Origin of the sequence: Streptomyces fradiae, from assembly GCF_041270065.1 — a bacterium.
GTDB lineage: Bacteria > Actinomycetota > Actinomycetes > Streptomycetales > Streptomycetaceae > Streptomyces.
Genome location: NZ_CP065958.1, coordinates 4789824 through 4804168 on the forward strand (window position 1 = coordinate 4789824; position 14345 = coordinate 4804168).

The 14345-nt window shown below is 70.5% G+C and carries 13 protein-coding genes; 9 read left to right on the forward strand and 4 right to left on the reverse strand.

The window, feature by feature from the left end; genetic code table 11:
• Nucleotides 1–72 precede the first annotated feature (72 nt).
• The 3 genes from JAO84_RS22115 to truA all read left to right on the forward strand — a co-directional run bounded on the left by JAO84_RS22115 (nucleotide 73) and on the right by truA (nucleotide 2585).
• Nucleotides 73–1095: a DNA-directed RNA polymerase subunit alpha gene (locus JAO84_RS22115; protein ID WP_265864056.1), complete on the forward strand. Its 1023-nt coding sequence runs from the start codon at nucleotides 73–75 to the stop codon at nucleotides 1093–1095.
• A 79-nt stretch (nucleotides 1096–1174) separates the two neighbouring features.
• A complete protein-coding gene (gene rplQ / locus JAO84_RS22120) occupies nucleotides 1175–1645 on the forward strand; it encodes a 50S ribosomal protein L17 (RefSeq protein ID WP_370414415.1) in 471 nt (156 codons plus the stop codon).
• A gap of 82 nt (nucleotides 1646–1727) precedes the next feature.
• Nucleotides 1728–2585: a tRNA pseudouridine(38-40) synthase TruA gene (truA, locus tag JAO84_RS22125; RefSeq protein ID WP_370414416.1), complete on the forward strand. Its 858-nt coding sequence runs from the start codon at nucleotides 1728–1730 to the stop codon at nucleotides 2583–2585.
• Here truA and JAO84_RS22130 read toward each other — a convergent pair.
• Nucleotides 2556–3554, reverse strand: coding sequence for a hypothetical protein (locus JAO84_RS22130; protein ID WP_370414417.1), 999 nt, complete (start codon nucleotides 3552–3554; stop codon nucleotides 2556–2558). The two genes, truA and JAO84_RS22130, sit on opposite strands and share 30 nt — an antisense overlap.
• A 56-nt stretch (nucleotides 3555–3610) precedes the next feature.
• Here JAO84_RS22130 and JAO84_RS22135 point away from each other — a divergent pair, with 56 nt between their 5' ends.
• From JAO84_RS22135 to glmM, 4 genes are all read left to right on the forward strand, one after another.
• Nucleotides 3611–5233, forward strand: coding sequence for an ABC-F family ATP-binding cassette domain-containing protein (locus JAO84_RS22135; RefSeq protein WP_370414418.1), 1623 nt, complete (start codon nucleotides 3611–3613; stop codon nucleotides 5231–5233).
• Between the two features lie 235 nt (nucleotides 5234–5468).
• Nucleotides 5469–5912: a 50S ribosomal protein L13 gene (gene rplM / locus JAO84_RS22140; RefSeq protein WP_265867484.1), complete on the forward strand. Its 444-nt coding sequence runs from the start codon at nucleotides 5469–5471 to the stop codon at nucleotides 5910–5912.
• Nucleotides 5913–5954: 42 nt separating this feature from the next.
• Nucleotides 5955–6467, forward strand: coding sequence for a 30S ribosomal protein S9 (gene rpsI, locus JAO84_RS22145; RefSeq protein ID WP_265867485.1), 513 nt, complete (start codon nucleotides 5955–5957; stop codon nucleotides 6465–6467).
• A gap of 200 nt (nucleotides 6468–6667) precedes the next feature.
• Nucleotides 6668–8026 (forward strand): phosphoglucosamine mutase, encoded by a 1359-nt coding sequence (glmM, locus tag JAO84_RS22150; protein WP_370414419.1) that lies wholly within the window; start codon nucleotides 6668–6670, stop codon nucleotides 8024–8026.
• Nucleotides 8027–8118: 92 nt separating this feature from the next.
• Here glmM and JAO84_RS22155 read toward each other — a convergent pair whose 3' ends face one another.
• From JAO84_RS22155 to JAO84_RS22165, 3 genes are read right to left on the reverse strand one after another with little or no spacing between them, the layout of a single operon-like run.
• Nucleotides 8119–9084 carry a DUF389 domain-containing protein gene (locus JAO84_RS22155; RefSeq protein WP_370414420.1) on the reverse strand — a complete coding sequence of 322 codons (966 nt, stop codon included), beginning with the start codon at nucleotides 9082–9084 and terminating at the stop codon, nucleotides 8119–8121.
• 19 nt (nucleotides 9085–9103) lie between these two features.
• Nucleotides 9104–10099: a type I pantothenate kinase gene (gene coaA / locus JAO84_RS22160; protein WP_370414421.1), complete on the reverse strand. Its 996-nt coding sequence runs from the start codon at nucleotides 10097–10099 to the stop codon at nucleotides 9104–9106.
• Between the two features lie 57 nt (nucleotides 10100–10156).
• Nucleotides 10157–11353 (reverse strand): acyltransferase family protein, encoded by a 1197-nt coding sequence (locus tag JAO84_RS22165; protein ID WP_370416833.1) that lies wholly within the window; start codon nucleotides 11351–11353, stop codon nucleotides 10157–10159.
• Between the two features lie 297 nt (nucleotides 11354–11650).
• On the opposite strand from JAO84_RS22165, the gene JAO84_RS22170 reads away from it, so the two are divergent.
• On the forward strand, nucleotides 11651–12406 hold the full coding sequence (locus tag JAO84_RS22170; RefSeq protein WP_370414422.1) for a hypothetical protein: 756 nt from the start codon (nucleotides 11651–11653) through the stop codon (nucleotides 12404–12406).
• A gap of 88 nt (nucleotides 12407–12494) precedes the next feature.
• Nucleotides 12495–14342 carry a glutamine--fructose-6-phosphate transaminase (isomerizing) gene (gene glmS / locus JAO84_RS22175; RefSeq protein WP_370414423.1) on the forward strand — a complete coding sequence of 616 codons (1848 nt, stop codon included), beginning with the start codon at nucleotides 12495–12497 and terminating at the stop codon, nucleotides 14340–14342.
• Nucleotides 14343–14345 lie beyond the last annotated feature (3 nt).

Consider the following 14345-nt stretch of genomic DNA (forward strand, 5'->3'; position numbering starts at 1 on the left):
ACCCTTGGCAGTACCTCGCAGTACCTGTCGGACGTCAAATAGTGGGCGTCCACAAACGAAGGAAACGAAGACATGCTTATCGCTCAGCGTCCTTCGCTGACCGAAGAGGTCGTCGACGAGTTCCGCTCCCGGTTCGTCATCGAGCCGCTGGAGCCGGGCTTCGGCTACACCCTCGGCAACTCGCTCCGCCGCACCCTCCTCTCGTCGATCCCCGGCGCTGCTGTCACCAGCATCCGCATCGACGGTGTCCTGCACGAGTTCACCACCGTGCCGGGCGTCAAGGAGGACGTCACCGACCTCATCCTGAACATCAAGCAGCTGGTCGTCTCCTCGGAGCACGACGAGCCGGTCGTGATGTACCTGCGCAAGCAGGGCCCGGGTGTCGTCACCGCCGCCGACATCGCGCCGCCGGCCGGTGTCGAGGTGCACAACCCCGACCTGGTCCTCGCCACGCTCAACGGCAAGGGCAAGCTGGAGATGGAGCTGACCGTCGAGCGCGGTCGCGGCTACGTCTCCGCCGTCCAGAACAAGCAGGTGGGCCAGGAGATCGGCCGTATCCCGGTCGACTCCATCTACAGCCCCGTGCTGAAGGTCACCTACAAGGTCGAGGCGACCCGAGTCGAGCAGCGCACCGACTTCGACAAGCTCATCGTCGACGTCGAGACCAAGCAGGCCATGCGCCCGCGTGACGCCATGGCGTCCGCCGGCAAGACCCTGGTCGAGCTGTTCGGTCTGGCCCGCGAGCTCAACATCGACGCCGAGGGCATCGACATGGGCCCGTCCCCGACGGACGCCGCCCTGGCCGCCGACCTGGCGCTGCCGATCGAGGAGCTCGAGCTCACCGTTCGGTCGTACAACTGCCTCAAGCGCGAGGGCATCCACTCCGTGGGTGAGCTCGTCGCCCGCTCCGAGGCGGACCTGCTCGACATCCGCAACTTCGGTGCGAAGTCGATCGACGAGGTCAAGGCGAAGCTGGCCGGCATGGGCCTGGCCCTCAAGGACAGCCCGCCCGGATTCGACCCGACCGCTGCCGCCGACGCGTTCGGCGCGGACGACGACGCCGACGCCGGCTTCGTCGAGACCGAGCAGTACTGATAGCTGCCCGTAGGCATCCGCCTGCGGGGCCCTGACACCGGTACCTGATACGGCCGGTGCAGATCCAAGGAGAAACACCATGCCGCGTCCCACCAAGGGCGCCCGCCTCGGCGGCTCCGCCGCGCACGAGAAGCTGCTCCTCGCCAACCTGGCGAAGTCGCTCTTCGAGCACGGCCGCATCACGACGACCGAGGCCAAGGCCCGCCGCCTGCGTCCGGTCGCCGAGCGCCTGATCACCAAGGCGAAGAAGGGCGACATCCACAACCGTCGCCTGGTGCTGCAGACGATCACCGACAAGGGCGTCGTCCACACCCTCTTCACCGAGATCGCCCCGCGCTACGCGGAGCGTCCGGGTGGTTACACCCGTATCACCAAGATCGGCAACCGTCGTGGCGACAACGCCCCGATGGCCGTGATCGAGCTGGTCGAGGGCGAGATCGCCAAGAAGGCGACCGTTGCCGAGGCCGAGGCCGCCACCAAGCGCGCCGTCAAGGAGGCCGACGAGGCCGCCGCGGTCGAGGCGACCGAGGACGAGGCGAAGGACGCGTAAGCGTTCTGCCGACGTTTCTCGAGAGCGGGCCCGTACCCCCTGGGGTGCGGGCCCGCTCCCGTGTGTCTGAGAGGATTTCCAGGTGAGTGATGACGTGCAGCCCGGGTTCGTACGGGTACGGCTCGACCTTTCGTACGACGGCAAGGACTTCTCCGGCTGGGCCAAGCAGGCCCGCGGGCAGCGGACCGTGCAGGGCGAGATCGAGGACGCGCTGAAGACCGTGACCCGGTCCTCGGAGACGTACGAGCTGACCGTCGCCGGCCGCACCGACGCCGGCGTGCACGCGCGCGGCCAGGTGGCGCACGTCGACCTGCCGGTCGCGCTGTGGGAGGAGCACCGCGAGAAGCTGCTCAGGCGGCTCGCCGGGCGCCTCTCGCACGACGTGCGGATCTGGAAGGTCGCGGAGGCCCCGGCCGGCTTCAACGCGCGCTTCTCGGCGATCTGGCGCCGCTACGCCTACCGGGTCACCGACCACCCCGGCGGCGTCGACCCGCTGCTGCGCGGCCACGTCCTGTGGCACGACTGGACGCTCGACATGGACGCCATGAACGCCGCCGCCGAGCGGCTCGTCGGCGAGCACGACTTCGCCGCGTACTGCAAGAAGCGCGAGGGCGCGACGACCATCCGGACCCTGCAGGAGCTGCGCTGGGAGCGCCGCCCCGACGGGATCCTGGAGGCCACCGTCAAGGCCGACGCCTTCTGCCACAACATGGTGCGCTCGCTGGTCGGCGCCCTGCTGTTCGTCGGCGACGGGCACCGCCCGGTCGAGTGGCCCGGCAAGGTGCTCGCCGCCGGCGTGCGGGACTCGGCCGTACACGTCGTACGGCCGCACGGCCTCACCCTGGAAGAGGTCGGCTACCCGGCCGACGCCCAGCTCGCCGCCCGCAGCCGCGAGGCCCGCAACAAGCGGTCACTCCCGGGGAGCGGCGGCTGCTGCTGAGGCCTGGGTGCGGCCGCGGGCGTAGATCTGGTTGAAGGCGAAGGTTCCCAGGTCGTCGGAGGCCTTGAAGACGGGCTGGTCGGACGTGGTGACCTTCTTGCCGTTGGTGAAGCCGGCGTAGGTGAAGTACACGTACCGGCCGATCGAATTGGTGCGGCGCAGACAGACCGTCTTGCCGTGGCAGAAGTCCTTCACTCCGGCGCCGGCCAGCGGGGCGATGTTGCCCTGGGCCTGGTTCTTGGCCTTGATCGCGGCCGGCTCGGACGGGAAGACCGCCACGCCGACGGTGATCGCCACGCCGTCCTTGACGTAGGTGGCGCGCAGCACCCGCTGGCAGCCCTGCGCCTTGAGGACGGTGCCGAGGCCGTTCTCGGTGGGGGCCGCGCAGTTCGTGGTGGAGGACGTGGCGCCCTTGGCGTACACCCGGCCGCTCATGGTCAGCTTCTTGCCCGGGAAGAGGCCCTCGGGGGTCAGCGGGGCCTTGTCCTTCTTCGGGTCGGAGATGTAGTCCTTCGGGTTCGGCGGGGGCGGCGGGGCCACCGAGGAGAAGGTCGGGGCCGGGCTCGCGGTGTCCGTGGGGGCCGCCGAGCCGGTCGGCGTGCCGCCGCCGTTCTTCGCCTGCTCGTTGTCCTTGTTGGTGGAGACGATCGCGGTGGCGACCACCGCGCCCACGGCGAGCGCGGCGACCGCGCCGCCGCCGATCACCAGCCAGCGCTTGCGCTTGCTGCGGGCGGCGGAGGCGTCGGCGAGGGCGCCCCAGTCGGGGGTGCCGGTGTCCTGGGCGCCGGGGAAGGGGTTGGGCTGCGCGGGCTGCGGATAGCCGTACCCCTGCCCGCCCTGGACCGGCGGCTGCGGGTACCCGTACCCCGGCTGACCCTGCGGCTGCTGCGGGTACCCGTACCCGTAACCCTGCTGTCCGTGCTGCTGTCCCGGCTGCTCGCCGCCCGGCTGCGGTCCCCCAAAGCTCATGCCGCGCATCCTAATCCGCTTGGGATACGGGGGGTGCGGCGGTGACAATGCCCCTCATGGGACACGTCGAAGCCGCGCATCTTGAGTACTACCTGCCCGACGGGAGGGTCCTCCTCGGGGATGTCTCCTTCCGGGTCGGCGAGGGCAGCGTCGTCGCCCTGGTCGGCGCCAACGGCGCGGGGAAGACGACCCTGCTCCGGCTGATCTCCGGGGAGCTGCAGCCGCACGGCGGCACCGTCACCGTCAGCGGCGGGCTCGGCGTGATGCCGCAGTTCGTGGGCTCCGTGCGGGACGAGTCCACCGTCCGTGACCTGCTGGTCTCGGTGGCGCCCGCCCGGATCCGTACGGCCGCGAAGGCGGTCGACGAGGCCGAGCACCGGATCATGACGGTCGACGACGAGGCCGCGCAGATGGCGTACGCGCAGGCGCTCAGCGACTGGGCCGAGGTGCAGGGGTACGAGTTCGAGACCCTGTGGGACATCTGCACCATGGCCGCGATGGGCGTGCCGTACGACAAGGCGCAGTTCCGGCAGGTGCGCACGCTCAGCGGCGGCGAGCAGAAGCGGCTGGTCCTGGAGTACCTGCTGCGGGGCGGCGACGAGGTGCTGCTGCTCGACGAGCCGGACAACTATCTGGACGTGCCGGGCAAGCGCTGGCTGGAGGAGCGGCTGCGGGAGACCCGTAAGACCGTGCTCTTCATCTCCCACGACCGGGAGCTGCTCTCCCGGGCCGCGCAGAAGATCGTCGCCGTGGAGCCCGGTCCGGCCGGCTCCGACGTGTGGGTGCACGGCGGCGGCTTCGACACCTTCCACGACGCGCGGCGGGAGCGCTTCGCGCGCTTCGAGGAGCTGAAGCGGCGCTGGGAGGAGAAGCACGCGCAGCTGAAGAAGCTGGTGGTCAACCTGCGGCAGGCGGCCGCGGTCAGCCACGAGATGGCCTCGCGGTACGCGGCGGCGCAGACCCGGCTGAGGAAGTTCGAGGAGGCGGGCCCGCCGCCGGAGCCGCCGCGCGAGCAGGACATCCGGATGCGGCTGCGCGGCGGCCGGACCGGCGTGCGGGCGGTGACGGCGGAGAACCTGGAGCTGACCGGGCTGATGAAGCCCTTCTCCCTGGAGATCTTCTACGGGGAGCGGGTCGCCGTCCTCGGCTCGAACGGCTCCGGCAAGTCGCACTTCCTGCGGCTGCTCGCGGGCGACCCGTCGGTGGCCCACACGGGTCTGTGGAAGCTCGGCGCCCGGGTCGTCCCCGGCCACTTCGCCCAGACCCACGCCCACCCCGAGCTCCAGGGCCGCCCGCTCGTCGACATCCTGTGGACGGAGCACGCCAAGGACCGCGGCGCGGCGATGTCGATGCTGCGGCGGTACGAGCTGGAGCGCCAGGGCGACCAGCCCTTCGACAAGCTCTCCGGCGGCCAGCAGGCCCGCTTCCAGATCCTCCTCCTGGAGCTGGCGGGCACCACCGCCCTGCTCCTCGACGAGCCGACGGACAACCTGGACCTGGAGTCCGCGGAGGCCCTCCAGGACGGCCTGGAGTCCTACGAGGGCACGGTCCTGGCCGTCACCCACGACCGCTGGTTCGCCCGCTCCTTCGACCGCTATCTGGTCTTCGGCTCGGACGGCGTGGTGCGGGAGACGACGGAGCCGGTGTGGGACGAGCGGCGGGTGGAGCGGGCGCGGTAGGGCGGGCCCGGTAGGGGTCGGGGCACGTTTTGACCCGTCCGGGGTGGCGCGGGTACTGTTGCGGTTTGTTATGCGTATTGGCTTCGTCGTGCTCACGCGAGGAGCCTTACGCAAGTTCCCTGGAGCAGTTACCAGTGGCTCGCATACGGGCGGTGTCCCGGCAGTGCAGGCCCCAGCTGCATGATCGCTTCAGGTGTGTCTGGACTCCATCCACTGAAGAAGCGAAGGCTACGAAGTGCGTACGTACAGCCCCAAGCCCGGCGATGTGACTCGCCAGTGGCACATCATCGACGCGCAGGACATCGTCCTGGGCCGCCTGGCGACGACGGCTGCGAACCTCCTGCGAGGCAAGCACAAGCCCGTCTACGCGCCCCACATGGACATGGGCGACTTCGTCATCATCATCAACGCTGACAAGGTCCACCTGTCGGGCAACAAGAAGACCCAGAAGATGGCGTACCGCCACTCCGGCTACCCGGGTGGTCTGCGCTCGATCCGCTACGACGAGCTCCTCGAGAAGAGCCCGGAGAAGGCCGTCGAGAAGGCCATCAAGGGCATGATCCCCAAGAACTCCCTGGGCCGTCAGATGCTCTCGAAGCTGAAGGTCTACGCGGGCGAGAACCACCCGCACGCTGCCCAGCAGCCGGTCCCGTTCGAGATCACCCAGGTCGCGCAGTAGTTCCGGCCACCCCCTAAGAACGAAAGAAATCTGAGGAGCATCGTGGCCGAGACCACCCCCGAGACCCCCGTCGACGAGTTCGAGGGCGTCGAGGAGTACACCACCGAGACCGAGATCGTCGAGGGTGACTACACCTCCGAGTCCCTCGCCTCCCGCTTCGGCGACCCGCAGCCGGCTGCCGGCCTGGGCCGTCGCAAGAACGCCATCGCCCGCGTCCGGATCGTTCCGGGCACCGGCAAGTGGAAGATCAACGGGCGCACGCTCGACAACTACTTCCCGAACAAGGTGCACCAGCAGGAAGTCAACGAGCCCTTCAAGGTGCTCGAGCTTGACAACCGCTACGACGTCATCGCCCGCATCTCGGGTGGCGGCGTCTCCGGCCAGGCCGGCGCCCTGCGCCTCGGCGTGGCCCGCGCCCTGAACGAGGCGGACGTCGAGAACAACCGCCCGGCGCTGAAGAAGGCCGGCTTCCTCTCCCGCGACGACCGTGCGGTCGAGCGCAAGAAGGCCGGTCTCAAGAAGGCCCGTAAGGCCCCGCAGTACAGCAAGCGCTAATCGCCTGCTCGGTCTGCTTGGCCCGGACGCCCCGGTGGCACTGCCCGTGCTGCCGGGGCGTCCGGCTTTTCCGGACCCTGGTTTCATAATCTTGGGCACGAACCCGGGCACTTCCCTGACTTCCCTGAGCCAAAAGCGGGCACCAGCCGGTCAGGGGACGCATGGGGGATCGCATTTCGGAGCACTTTCGGAGGACAGCTGTGGGACGACTCTTCGGCACGGACGGGGTACGCGGCGTGGCCAACGCCGACCTGACGGCGGAGCTGGCGCTCGGCCTGTCGGTCGCGGCCGCGCATGTGCTCGCCGAGACGGGCACCTTTGAGGGCCATCGGCCGACCGCCGTGGTGGGGCGCGACCCGCGCGCCTCGGGAGAGTTCCTGGAGGCCGCCGTCGTGGCCGGCCTGGCGAGCGCGGGCGTCGACGTGCTGCGCGTCGGCGTGCTGCCCACCCCGGCCGTGGCGTATCTGACCGGCGCGCTCGGCGCCGACCTCGGCGTGATGCTGTCCGCCTCGCACAACGCCATGCCCGACAACGGCATCAAGTTCTTCGCCCGCGGCGGCCACAAGCTCGCCGACGACCTCGAGGACCGCATCGAGTCCGTCTACGAGGAGCACCGCACCGGCGCCCCCTGGACCCGTCCCACCGGCTCCGGCGTCGGCCGGGTGCGCGACTACGACGAGGGCTTCGACAAGTACGTCGCCCACCTCATCGCCGTACTGCCCAACCGCCTCGACGGTCTGAAGATCGTCCTCGACGAGGCGCACGGCGCCGCCGCCCGCGTCTCGCCCGAGGCCTTCTCCCGGGCCGGCGCCACCGTCGTCACCATCGGCGCCGAGCCGGACGGCCTCAACATCAACGACGGCTGCGGCTCCACCCACCTCGGCCTGCTCAAGGCCGCCGTGGTCGAGCACGGCGCCGCCTTCGGCATCGCCCACGACGGCGACGCCGACCGCTGCCTGGCCGTGGACCACACCGGCGCCGAGGTCGACGGCGACCAGATCCTCGCGATCCTCGCCCTCGCCATGCGCGAGGCCGGCACCCTGCGCGGCGACACCGTCGTCGGCACGGTCATGTCCAACCTCGGCTTCAAGCTGGCGATGGAGCGCGAGGGCCTGTCCCTCGTGCAGACCGCGGTCGGCGACCGCTACGTCCTGGAGTCGATGAAGGAGCACGGCTACGCCCTCGGCGGCGAGCAGTCCGGGCACGTCATCGTCCTGGACCACGCCACCACCGGCGACGGCACCCTCACCGGTCTGATGCTCGCGGCCCGCGTCGCCGCCACCGGCCGTTCGCTCGCCGACCTGGCCGGCGTCATGGAGCGCCTCCCGCAGGTCCTCGTCAACGTCCCGAACGTCGACAAGTCCCGGGTGCAGACCTCCGCCGAGCTCGCCCACGCCGTCGCCGAGGCCGAGCGCGAGCTCGGCACCACCGGCCGCGTGCTGCTCCGCCCCTCCGGCACCGAGCCGCTGGTACGGGTCATGGTCGAGGCCGCGGACATCGAGCAGGCCCGCTCGGTCGCGGGACGGCTCGCCGATGTGGTGAAGTCCGCGCTCGGATAAGGCATGTGACGGTCAGGCGTGTGACGGTCAGGCATGTGACGCACTGAAGGCTTTTCCGACGGCCCCCGCTCCGGTGGGGGCCGTCGGCGTTCTCAGCTCTTGCCGTTACGGGACGGGCGGGGCTTACGGGTCCAGTGGCCGCGCTGGGTGCGCCACAGCAGCACCTGCCCGAAGAGCGTGAGCGTGCCGGCCGCGATGATGCCGGTCAGGTTGAGCAGCAACTGCTCGATCGAGCCCCACATCTGGGCGTACTGCCCATAGCTCAGCGCCACGGCCGCGTTGGCCCCGGCCGGCACCGTCGTCACGGAGATCGCGACCCCGATCAGCGCCCCCGACTTCGTCGAAGTGAGCGAGAGCGTGCCGGCCGCGCCCGCGAGCAGGGCGACGACGAACGAGAACGGGTCCGGCTTCCAGATGAAGCTGGTGTTGGCGCGCGGCGCGTCCAGCTGCTCCACGCTGAACAGGCCGAGCGCGTCCATCCCCAGGCTGAACACGGTCGTCGCGACGATCGCCGCCGCGAAGCCGATGATCAGCGCGTACGAGGAGCGGAGCACCAGCTTCGGCGCGCGCCGCACGATCCCCGTACAGATGCCGGCCAGCGGGCCGAACTCCGGGCCGACCGCCATCGCGCCCACGATCAGGATCGCGTTGTCGAGGACCACACCGCAGGCCGCGATCATCGTCGCGAGGATCATGAAGGCGCTGTAGGTGATGGTGAGCGTCGACTCCTCGTGGGTGGCGTCGGTCAGCTGCTCCCAGATGACCGCGTCCGCGGCCTCGCCGGGCGCCTCCTCCTCGGCGGCGGTGGCCCGGGTCGACAGTGACAGGTCGATGTTCTCGACGGCGATCGAGCCGTCCTCGTCGACCTTCAACTCCCGCATGCCGTGGATGAGTTCCTGCCCGGCCTCGCGGGCCACGTCGCACAGCACGAGATCGCCGGCCGGGTCGCGGGCGGCGCCCGGCAGGACCACCAGGTGGGCGGTGCCGACGGTCCGCTCGATGAGCGAGACGGCCGCGTCCGTGCGGTCCGGCGGAACGATCAGGCGCAGGTGCAGCATGGCCCGAGCTTACGGAGGCTCAGAGCTTGCGGAGCGAAAGGCGCTGCACCTTGTGGTCCGCGCCCTTGCGGACGACCAGGGTCGCCCGGCCGCGGGTCGGGGCCACGTTCTCCAGGAGATTGACCTTGTTGACGGTCCGCCACATCGTGCGGGCGTACTCCAGGGCCTCCTCCTCGGAGACCTGGGTCCAGCGCCGGAAGTACGAGGACGGGTCCTGGAAGGCGGTCTCGCGCAGCTTGCGGAAGCGGTTGAGGTACCAGCCCTCGATGTCCTCGGCGCGCGCGTCCACGTACACCGAGAAGTCGAAGTAGTCGGCGAGCCCGACCCGGGTCCGCCCGTCCTTGCCGGGCAGGGCCGGCTGGAGGACGTTGAGGCCCTCGACGATGAGGATGTCGGGGCGGCGCACCACGAGCTTCTCGTCCGGCACCCGGTCGTAGATGAGGTGCGAGTAGACGGGCGCGGTGACCTCGTCCTTGCCCGCCTTCACGTCGGCGACGAAGCGGGTGAGGGCGCGCCGGTCGTACGACTCGGGGAAGCCCTTGCGGGACATCAGGCCGCGCGCCTTCAGCTCCTCCATCGGGTAGAGGAAGCCGTCGGTGGTGATCCGCTCCACCCGCGGGTGCTCGGGCCAGCGCGCGAGCAGTGCCTGGAGGAGCCGGGCGACGGTCGACTTGCCGACGGCCACGGATCCGGCCACCCCTATGACGAAGGGCGTGCCGCGCTGCTCGGCCTTCTCGCCGAGGAAGGTGTTGAGCGCCCCGCGCAGCCCGCTGGTGGCCTGCACGTACAGGTTGAGCAGCCGGGACAGCGGCAGATAGACGTCCCGTACCTCGTCGAGGTCGATGACGTCGCCGAGCCCCTGCAGCCGCTCGACCTCGTCGGCGGTCAGCGGCAGCGGCGTCTTGTCCCGCAGCGCGCTCCACTCGGCCCGCGTGAGGTCGACGTACGGCGTCGGCTCGGCGACGCGGCGCGAGCCGCTGCCCGTGCCGTTGCTTCGTGGCGGCGAAGTGATCACCCGGCCATTGTCGTGGCTGAGACTTGGTTGTGGGGGACCGGGGGCCCGTGGGGTGGGTCACGCTCGGCGGGCGGGCAGCAGTCTGCGGAGCCGGCGCTCGGCGGGCTGCTCCACCAGCTCGTGCAGGAGGGCGGCGACCACGAGGGCGCCGAGGGCGGCCGCGCCCATCTCGGCGGCGTCGCGGAGCAGGCCCGGGCCCGGGCGGAAGCCGGCGTGGGCGAAGACCTTCAGGACGACCGCGTGGCAGAGGTAGTACGCGAACGACCACTCGCCGAGCTTCACCAGGGTGCGGGAGCGCAGCACCGAGCGGGTGCCCTGGCCGGCGCGGACGTCGGAGAGCGCGGCGCAGGCGATGAGCAGCGCGAACACGGGCATCAGGACGGCGTCGAAGAAGCCGATCTCGCCCCGGAAGGGGAAGGGGTGCAGCAGGTCGGGGCGCTGCTCCCAGGCCCAGCAGAGCAGGATCGTGCCGCCGGTCAGCGCGGCGGCGGTGCCGGTGCCGAAGGGGGGCCGCCGGCCGCGGCGGACAAGCAGGCCGGTGCAGACGCCCAGGACGAACATCGGGCTCAGCGCGAGCGGCGAGGCCACGAGCAGCCGCTCGGAGGCGGCCGGGTGGTCGAGCAGCTGTGCGGCGACCCGGGTGGCCGCGGTGGTCGCGACGGCGGCCGCGGCCACGAGCGCGAGGGTGCCCGACGACCGGCGCAGCAGAATCCGCAGGACGAGCGGAAAAGAGAGATAGAAGAAGGCCTCGACGGACAGCGTCCAGGTGACGATGTTCAGCGTCATGAAGTGATCGGTGGTCCATGCCTGGGAAAATGTGAGGGTCCACAGGATGTTCGGTTTCGAAATCGGCGCATGCCACCACCATTTCGTCAATGCGGCCGTCGCCAGTGTGGTCACCACGAGCAGTGGCCAGATACGGGCGAAGCGCCGCCAGTAGTAATGCGGAACGGTGTCCGTGGGGCGGGCCACCCAGGTCATGACGAAACCGGACAGAACGAAGAAGAACGGGACGCCTTCGTACCCGAGGGCGGCCAGGTCGGTGAGGGCCCGGCTTTCCCCGAGATAGCCCTTGGCGTGGAAAAGGAAGACGCTGAACGCGGCGAACCAGCGCAATCCGGTCAGCGAGTCGACGCGGGTGCCGCCGAGCGGCAGGGTCCAGGAGGCTGCGGGGGGCCGGCGGGCGGGGGCGTCGCGCGATGGGGTGTGAACATGCTGTGTGGGGGTGGTGGAATTCTTCGTGATCGAGGAAATGGTGGCCCACTCCTAAGGGATCCCGACGGCAGGCGAAAAAGAGCCGCGAATTGCTTCGGCCGGTCCCGCAACGTAACACCCGGGGCCGGAGAATTGCGAAGACGGCCCGCGCTGCTTATGCCCGTATGGATCGGGTGATTCGGCCCGATGTCGGAATATCGAAGAGCCGGTCGTCGCTCCGGATCCCGTGCACCGACCCGACCGACCTGACCGACCTGGGGGTCGCCGCTGTTCGCGCGTGACCTGCGCACATAGGGTTCGCCAAGACAACGCAAAGCCGAAGAGAGAGTCCGATCCATGAGAGCACGTGCCCTTCGTCACGCCGGTGCCGTCGCCGCGGTCACCACCCTCGCGCTCGCCCTCACCGCCTGCGGCGGCGAGGAGAAGAAGCAGGAGGACACCGGCAAGGCGGACGCCTCCGCGTCCGCCGCGGCGAAGCCCGACGTGAAGGCGCTGTCGGCGGCGGAGCTCGAGAAGCTCGTCGTCGGCCAGGCCGACCTCAAGGGCTACCAGGTGAAGAAGGCCAAGAGCGACGAGGTGCTGAACCCCGGCGACGTCAGCGCCGACAAGCCCGCCTGCGAGCCGCTCGCCGAGGCCATGTCCTGGATCGCGCCCGGCACCCCCGGCGCCAAGGTGGTCCGCAAGGCCATCCAGGTCCCCGCCCAGGACGCGGCCGCCGATCCGGAGAAGGCCCTCGGCGCCCTCGCCACGCCCATGACCACGGTGACCCTCGGCTCGTACGCCGGTCAGGGCGCCGAGCAGGCCTTCGCCTCGCTCAAGACCGCGGGTACCGACTGCGCCGGCGGCTTCACCGCCACGGCGAGCGGCGAGAAGGTCAAGGTCACCAAGGTCGCCGCGGACACCGCGGCCGGCGGCGACGAGACGCTGGCCTGGACGATCACCAGCGATCTCGACGGCACCCCGATGGTCACCAAGCTCGCCGTGCTCCGCAAGGGCAACACCCTCGCCGGCTTCGCGACGATGAGCCTCGGCGGCGAGGTCAAGGAGCAGCCCAAGACCGTCATCGACGCCCAGGCCGCCAAGCTGCGCTGAGTCGGGCCCAGCCGGCCCGTCCGGCCCGGATCCAGCCCGTCCGGCCCGGATCCGGCCGCTCCGGGCCGCTGAGCCTTAGGCTGCCGCTATGTGCGGAATCGTGGGTTACGTCGGCGGGCAGTCGGCGCTCGAAGTGGTGATCGCAGGGCTCAAGCGGCTCGAATACCGCGGCTACGACTCGGCCGGAGTCGCCGTGCTCTCCGACGGAGGGCTCGCCGCCGCCAAGAAGGCCGGCAAGCTCGTCAACCTGGAGAAGGAGCTGGTGGACCGCCCGCTGTCGAGCGGCTCCACCGGCATCGGACACACCCGGTGGGCCACCCACGGCGGTCCCACCGACGTCAACGCGCATCCGCACCTCGACAACGCGGGCCGGGTCGCCGTCGTCCACAACGGCATCATCGAGAACTTCGCCGCCCTCCGCGCGGAGCTGGCGGAGCGGGGCCACGACCTGGCGTCCGAGACGGACACCGAGGTCGTGGCCCATCTGCTCGCCGAGGAGTTCTCCTCCGTCGGCGACCTCGCCGAGGCCATGCGCCTGGTGTGCCGGCGGCTCGACGGGGCGTTCACGCTGGTCGCCGTGCACGCCGACCAGCCCGACGTCGTCGTCGGCGCCCGCCGCAACTCCCCGCTCGTCGTCGGCGTCGGCGAGGGCGAGAACTTCCTCGCCTCCGACGTCTCCGCCTTCATCGCGCACACCCGCTCCGCCATCGAACTCGGCCAGGACCAGGTCGTGGAGCTCACCCGCGAGGGCGTCACCGTCACCGACTTCGACGGCGCCCCCGCCGACGTACGCGCCTTCCACATCGACTGGGACGCCTCCGCCGCCGAGAAGGGTGGCTACGACTACTTCATGCTCAAGGAGATCGCCGAGCAGCCCAAGGCGGTCGCCGACACCCTCCTCGGCCGGATCGGCGCCGACGGGCGGCTGCGCCTCGACGAGGTGCGCATCCCGGACGCCGTGCTCCGCGAGGCCGACAAGATCGTCATCATCGCGTGCGGCACCGCCTTCCACGCCGGACTCATCGCCAAGTACGCCATCGAGCACTGGACCCGCATTCCCTGCGAGGTCGAGCTCGCCAGCGAGTTCCGCTACCGCGACCCGATCCTCGGACAGCGCACCCTCGTCATCGCCATCTCCCAGTCCGGCGAGACCATGGACACCCTGATGGCGCTGCGGCACGCCCGCGAACAGGGCGCCAAGGTGCTCGCCGTCTGCAACACCAACGGGTCGACGATCCCCCGGGAGTCGGACGCCGTCCTCTACACCCACGCCGGGCCCGAGGTCGCCGTCGCGTCCACCAAGGCGTTCCTCACCCAGCTCGTCGCCTGCTACCTCCTCGCGCTCTACCTCGGGCAGGTCCGCGGCACCAAGTGGGGCGACGAGATCCACGCCGTCGTGCGCGAGCTGGCGCGGATCGCCGACGAGGTGGAGCGGGTCCTGGAGACCATGGAGCCGGTCCGCGCGCTCGCCCGCTCCCTCGCCGGCAAGAACACCGTGCTCTTCCTCGGCCGGCACGTCGGCTACCCGGTGGCACTCGAAGGCGCGCTGAAGCTCAAGGAGCTCGCGTACATGCACGCCGAGGGCTTCGCCGCCGGCGAGCTCAAGCACGGCCCGATCGCCCTCATCGAGGAGGACCTGCCGGTCGTCGTGGTCGTCCCCTCGCCGCGCGGCCGGTCCGTCCTCCACGACAAGATCGTCTCCAACATCCAGGAGATCCGGGCCAGGGGCGCCCGCACCATCGTGATCGCGGAGGAGGGCGACGAGGCCGTCGCCCCGTACGCCGACCACCTCATCCGGATCCCCGCGACGCCTACGCTGCTGCAGCCGCTGGTCTCCACCGTGCCGCTGCAGGTCTTCGCCTGCGAACTGGCCACGGCCCGGGGCAACGAGGTCGACCAGCCGCGCAATCTGGCCAAGTCCGTGACCGTGGAGTGAATC

Coding starts and splice junctions, on each gene's coding strand:
- JAO84_RS22115 (WP_265864056.1), top strand. CDS start 73: ATGCTTATCGCTCAGCGTCCTTCGCTGACCGAAGAGGTCGTCGACGAG.
- rplQ (WP_370414415.1), top strand. CDS start 1,175: ATGCCGCGTCCCACCAAGGGCGCCCGCCTCGGCGGCTCCGCCGCGCAC.
- JAO84_RS22130 (WP_370414417.1), bottom strand. CDS start 3,554: ATGAGCTTTGGGGGACCGCAGCCGGGCGGCGAGCAGCCGGGACAGCAG.
- JAO84_RS22135 (WP_370414418.1), top strand. CDS start 3,611: ATGGGACACGTCGAAGCCGCGCATCTTGAGTACTACCTGCCCGACGGG.
- JAO84_RS22155 (WP_370414420.1), bottom strand. CDS start 9,084: ATGCTGCACCTGCGCCTGATCGTTCCGCCGGACCGCACGGACGCGGCC.
- JAO84_RS22170 (WP_370414422.1), top strand. CDS start 11,651: ATGAGAGCACGTGCCCTTCGTCACGCCGGTGCCGTCGCCGCGGTCACC.
- glmS (WP_370414423.1), top strand. CDS start 12,495: ATGTGCGGAATCGTGGGTTACGTCGGCGGGCAGTCGGCGCTCGAAGTG.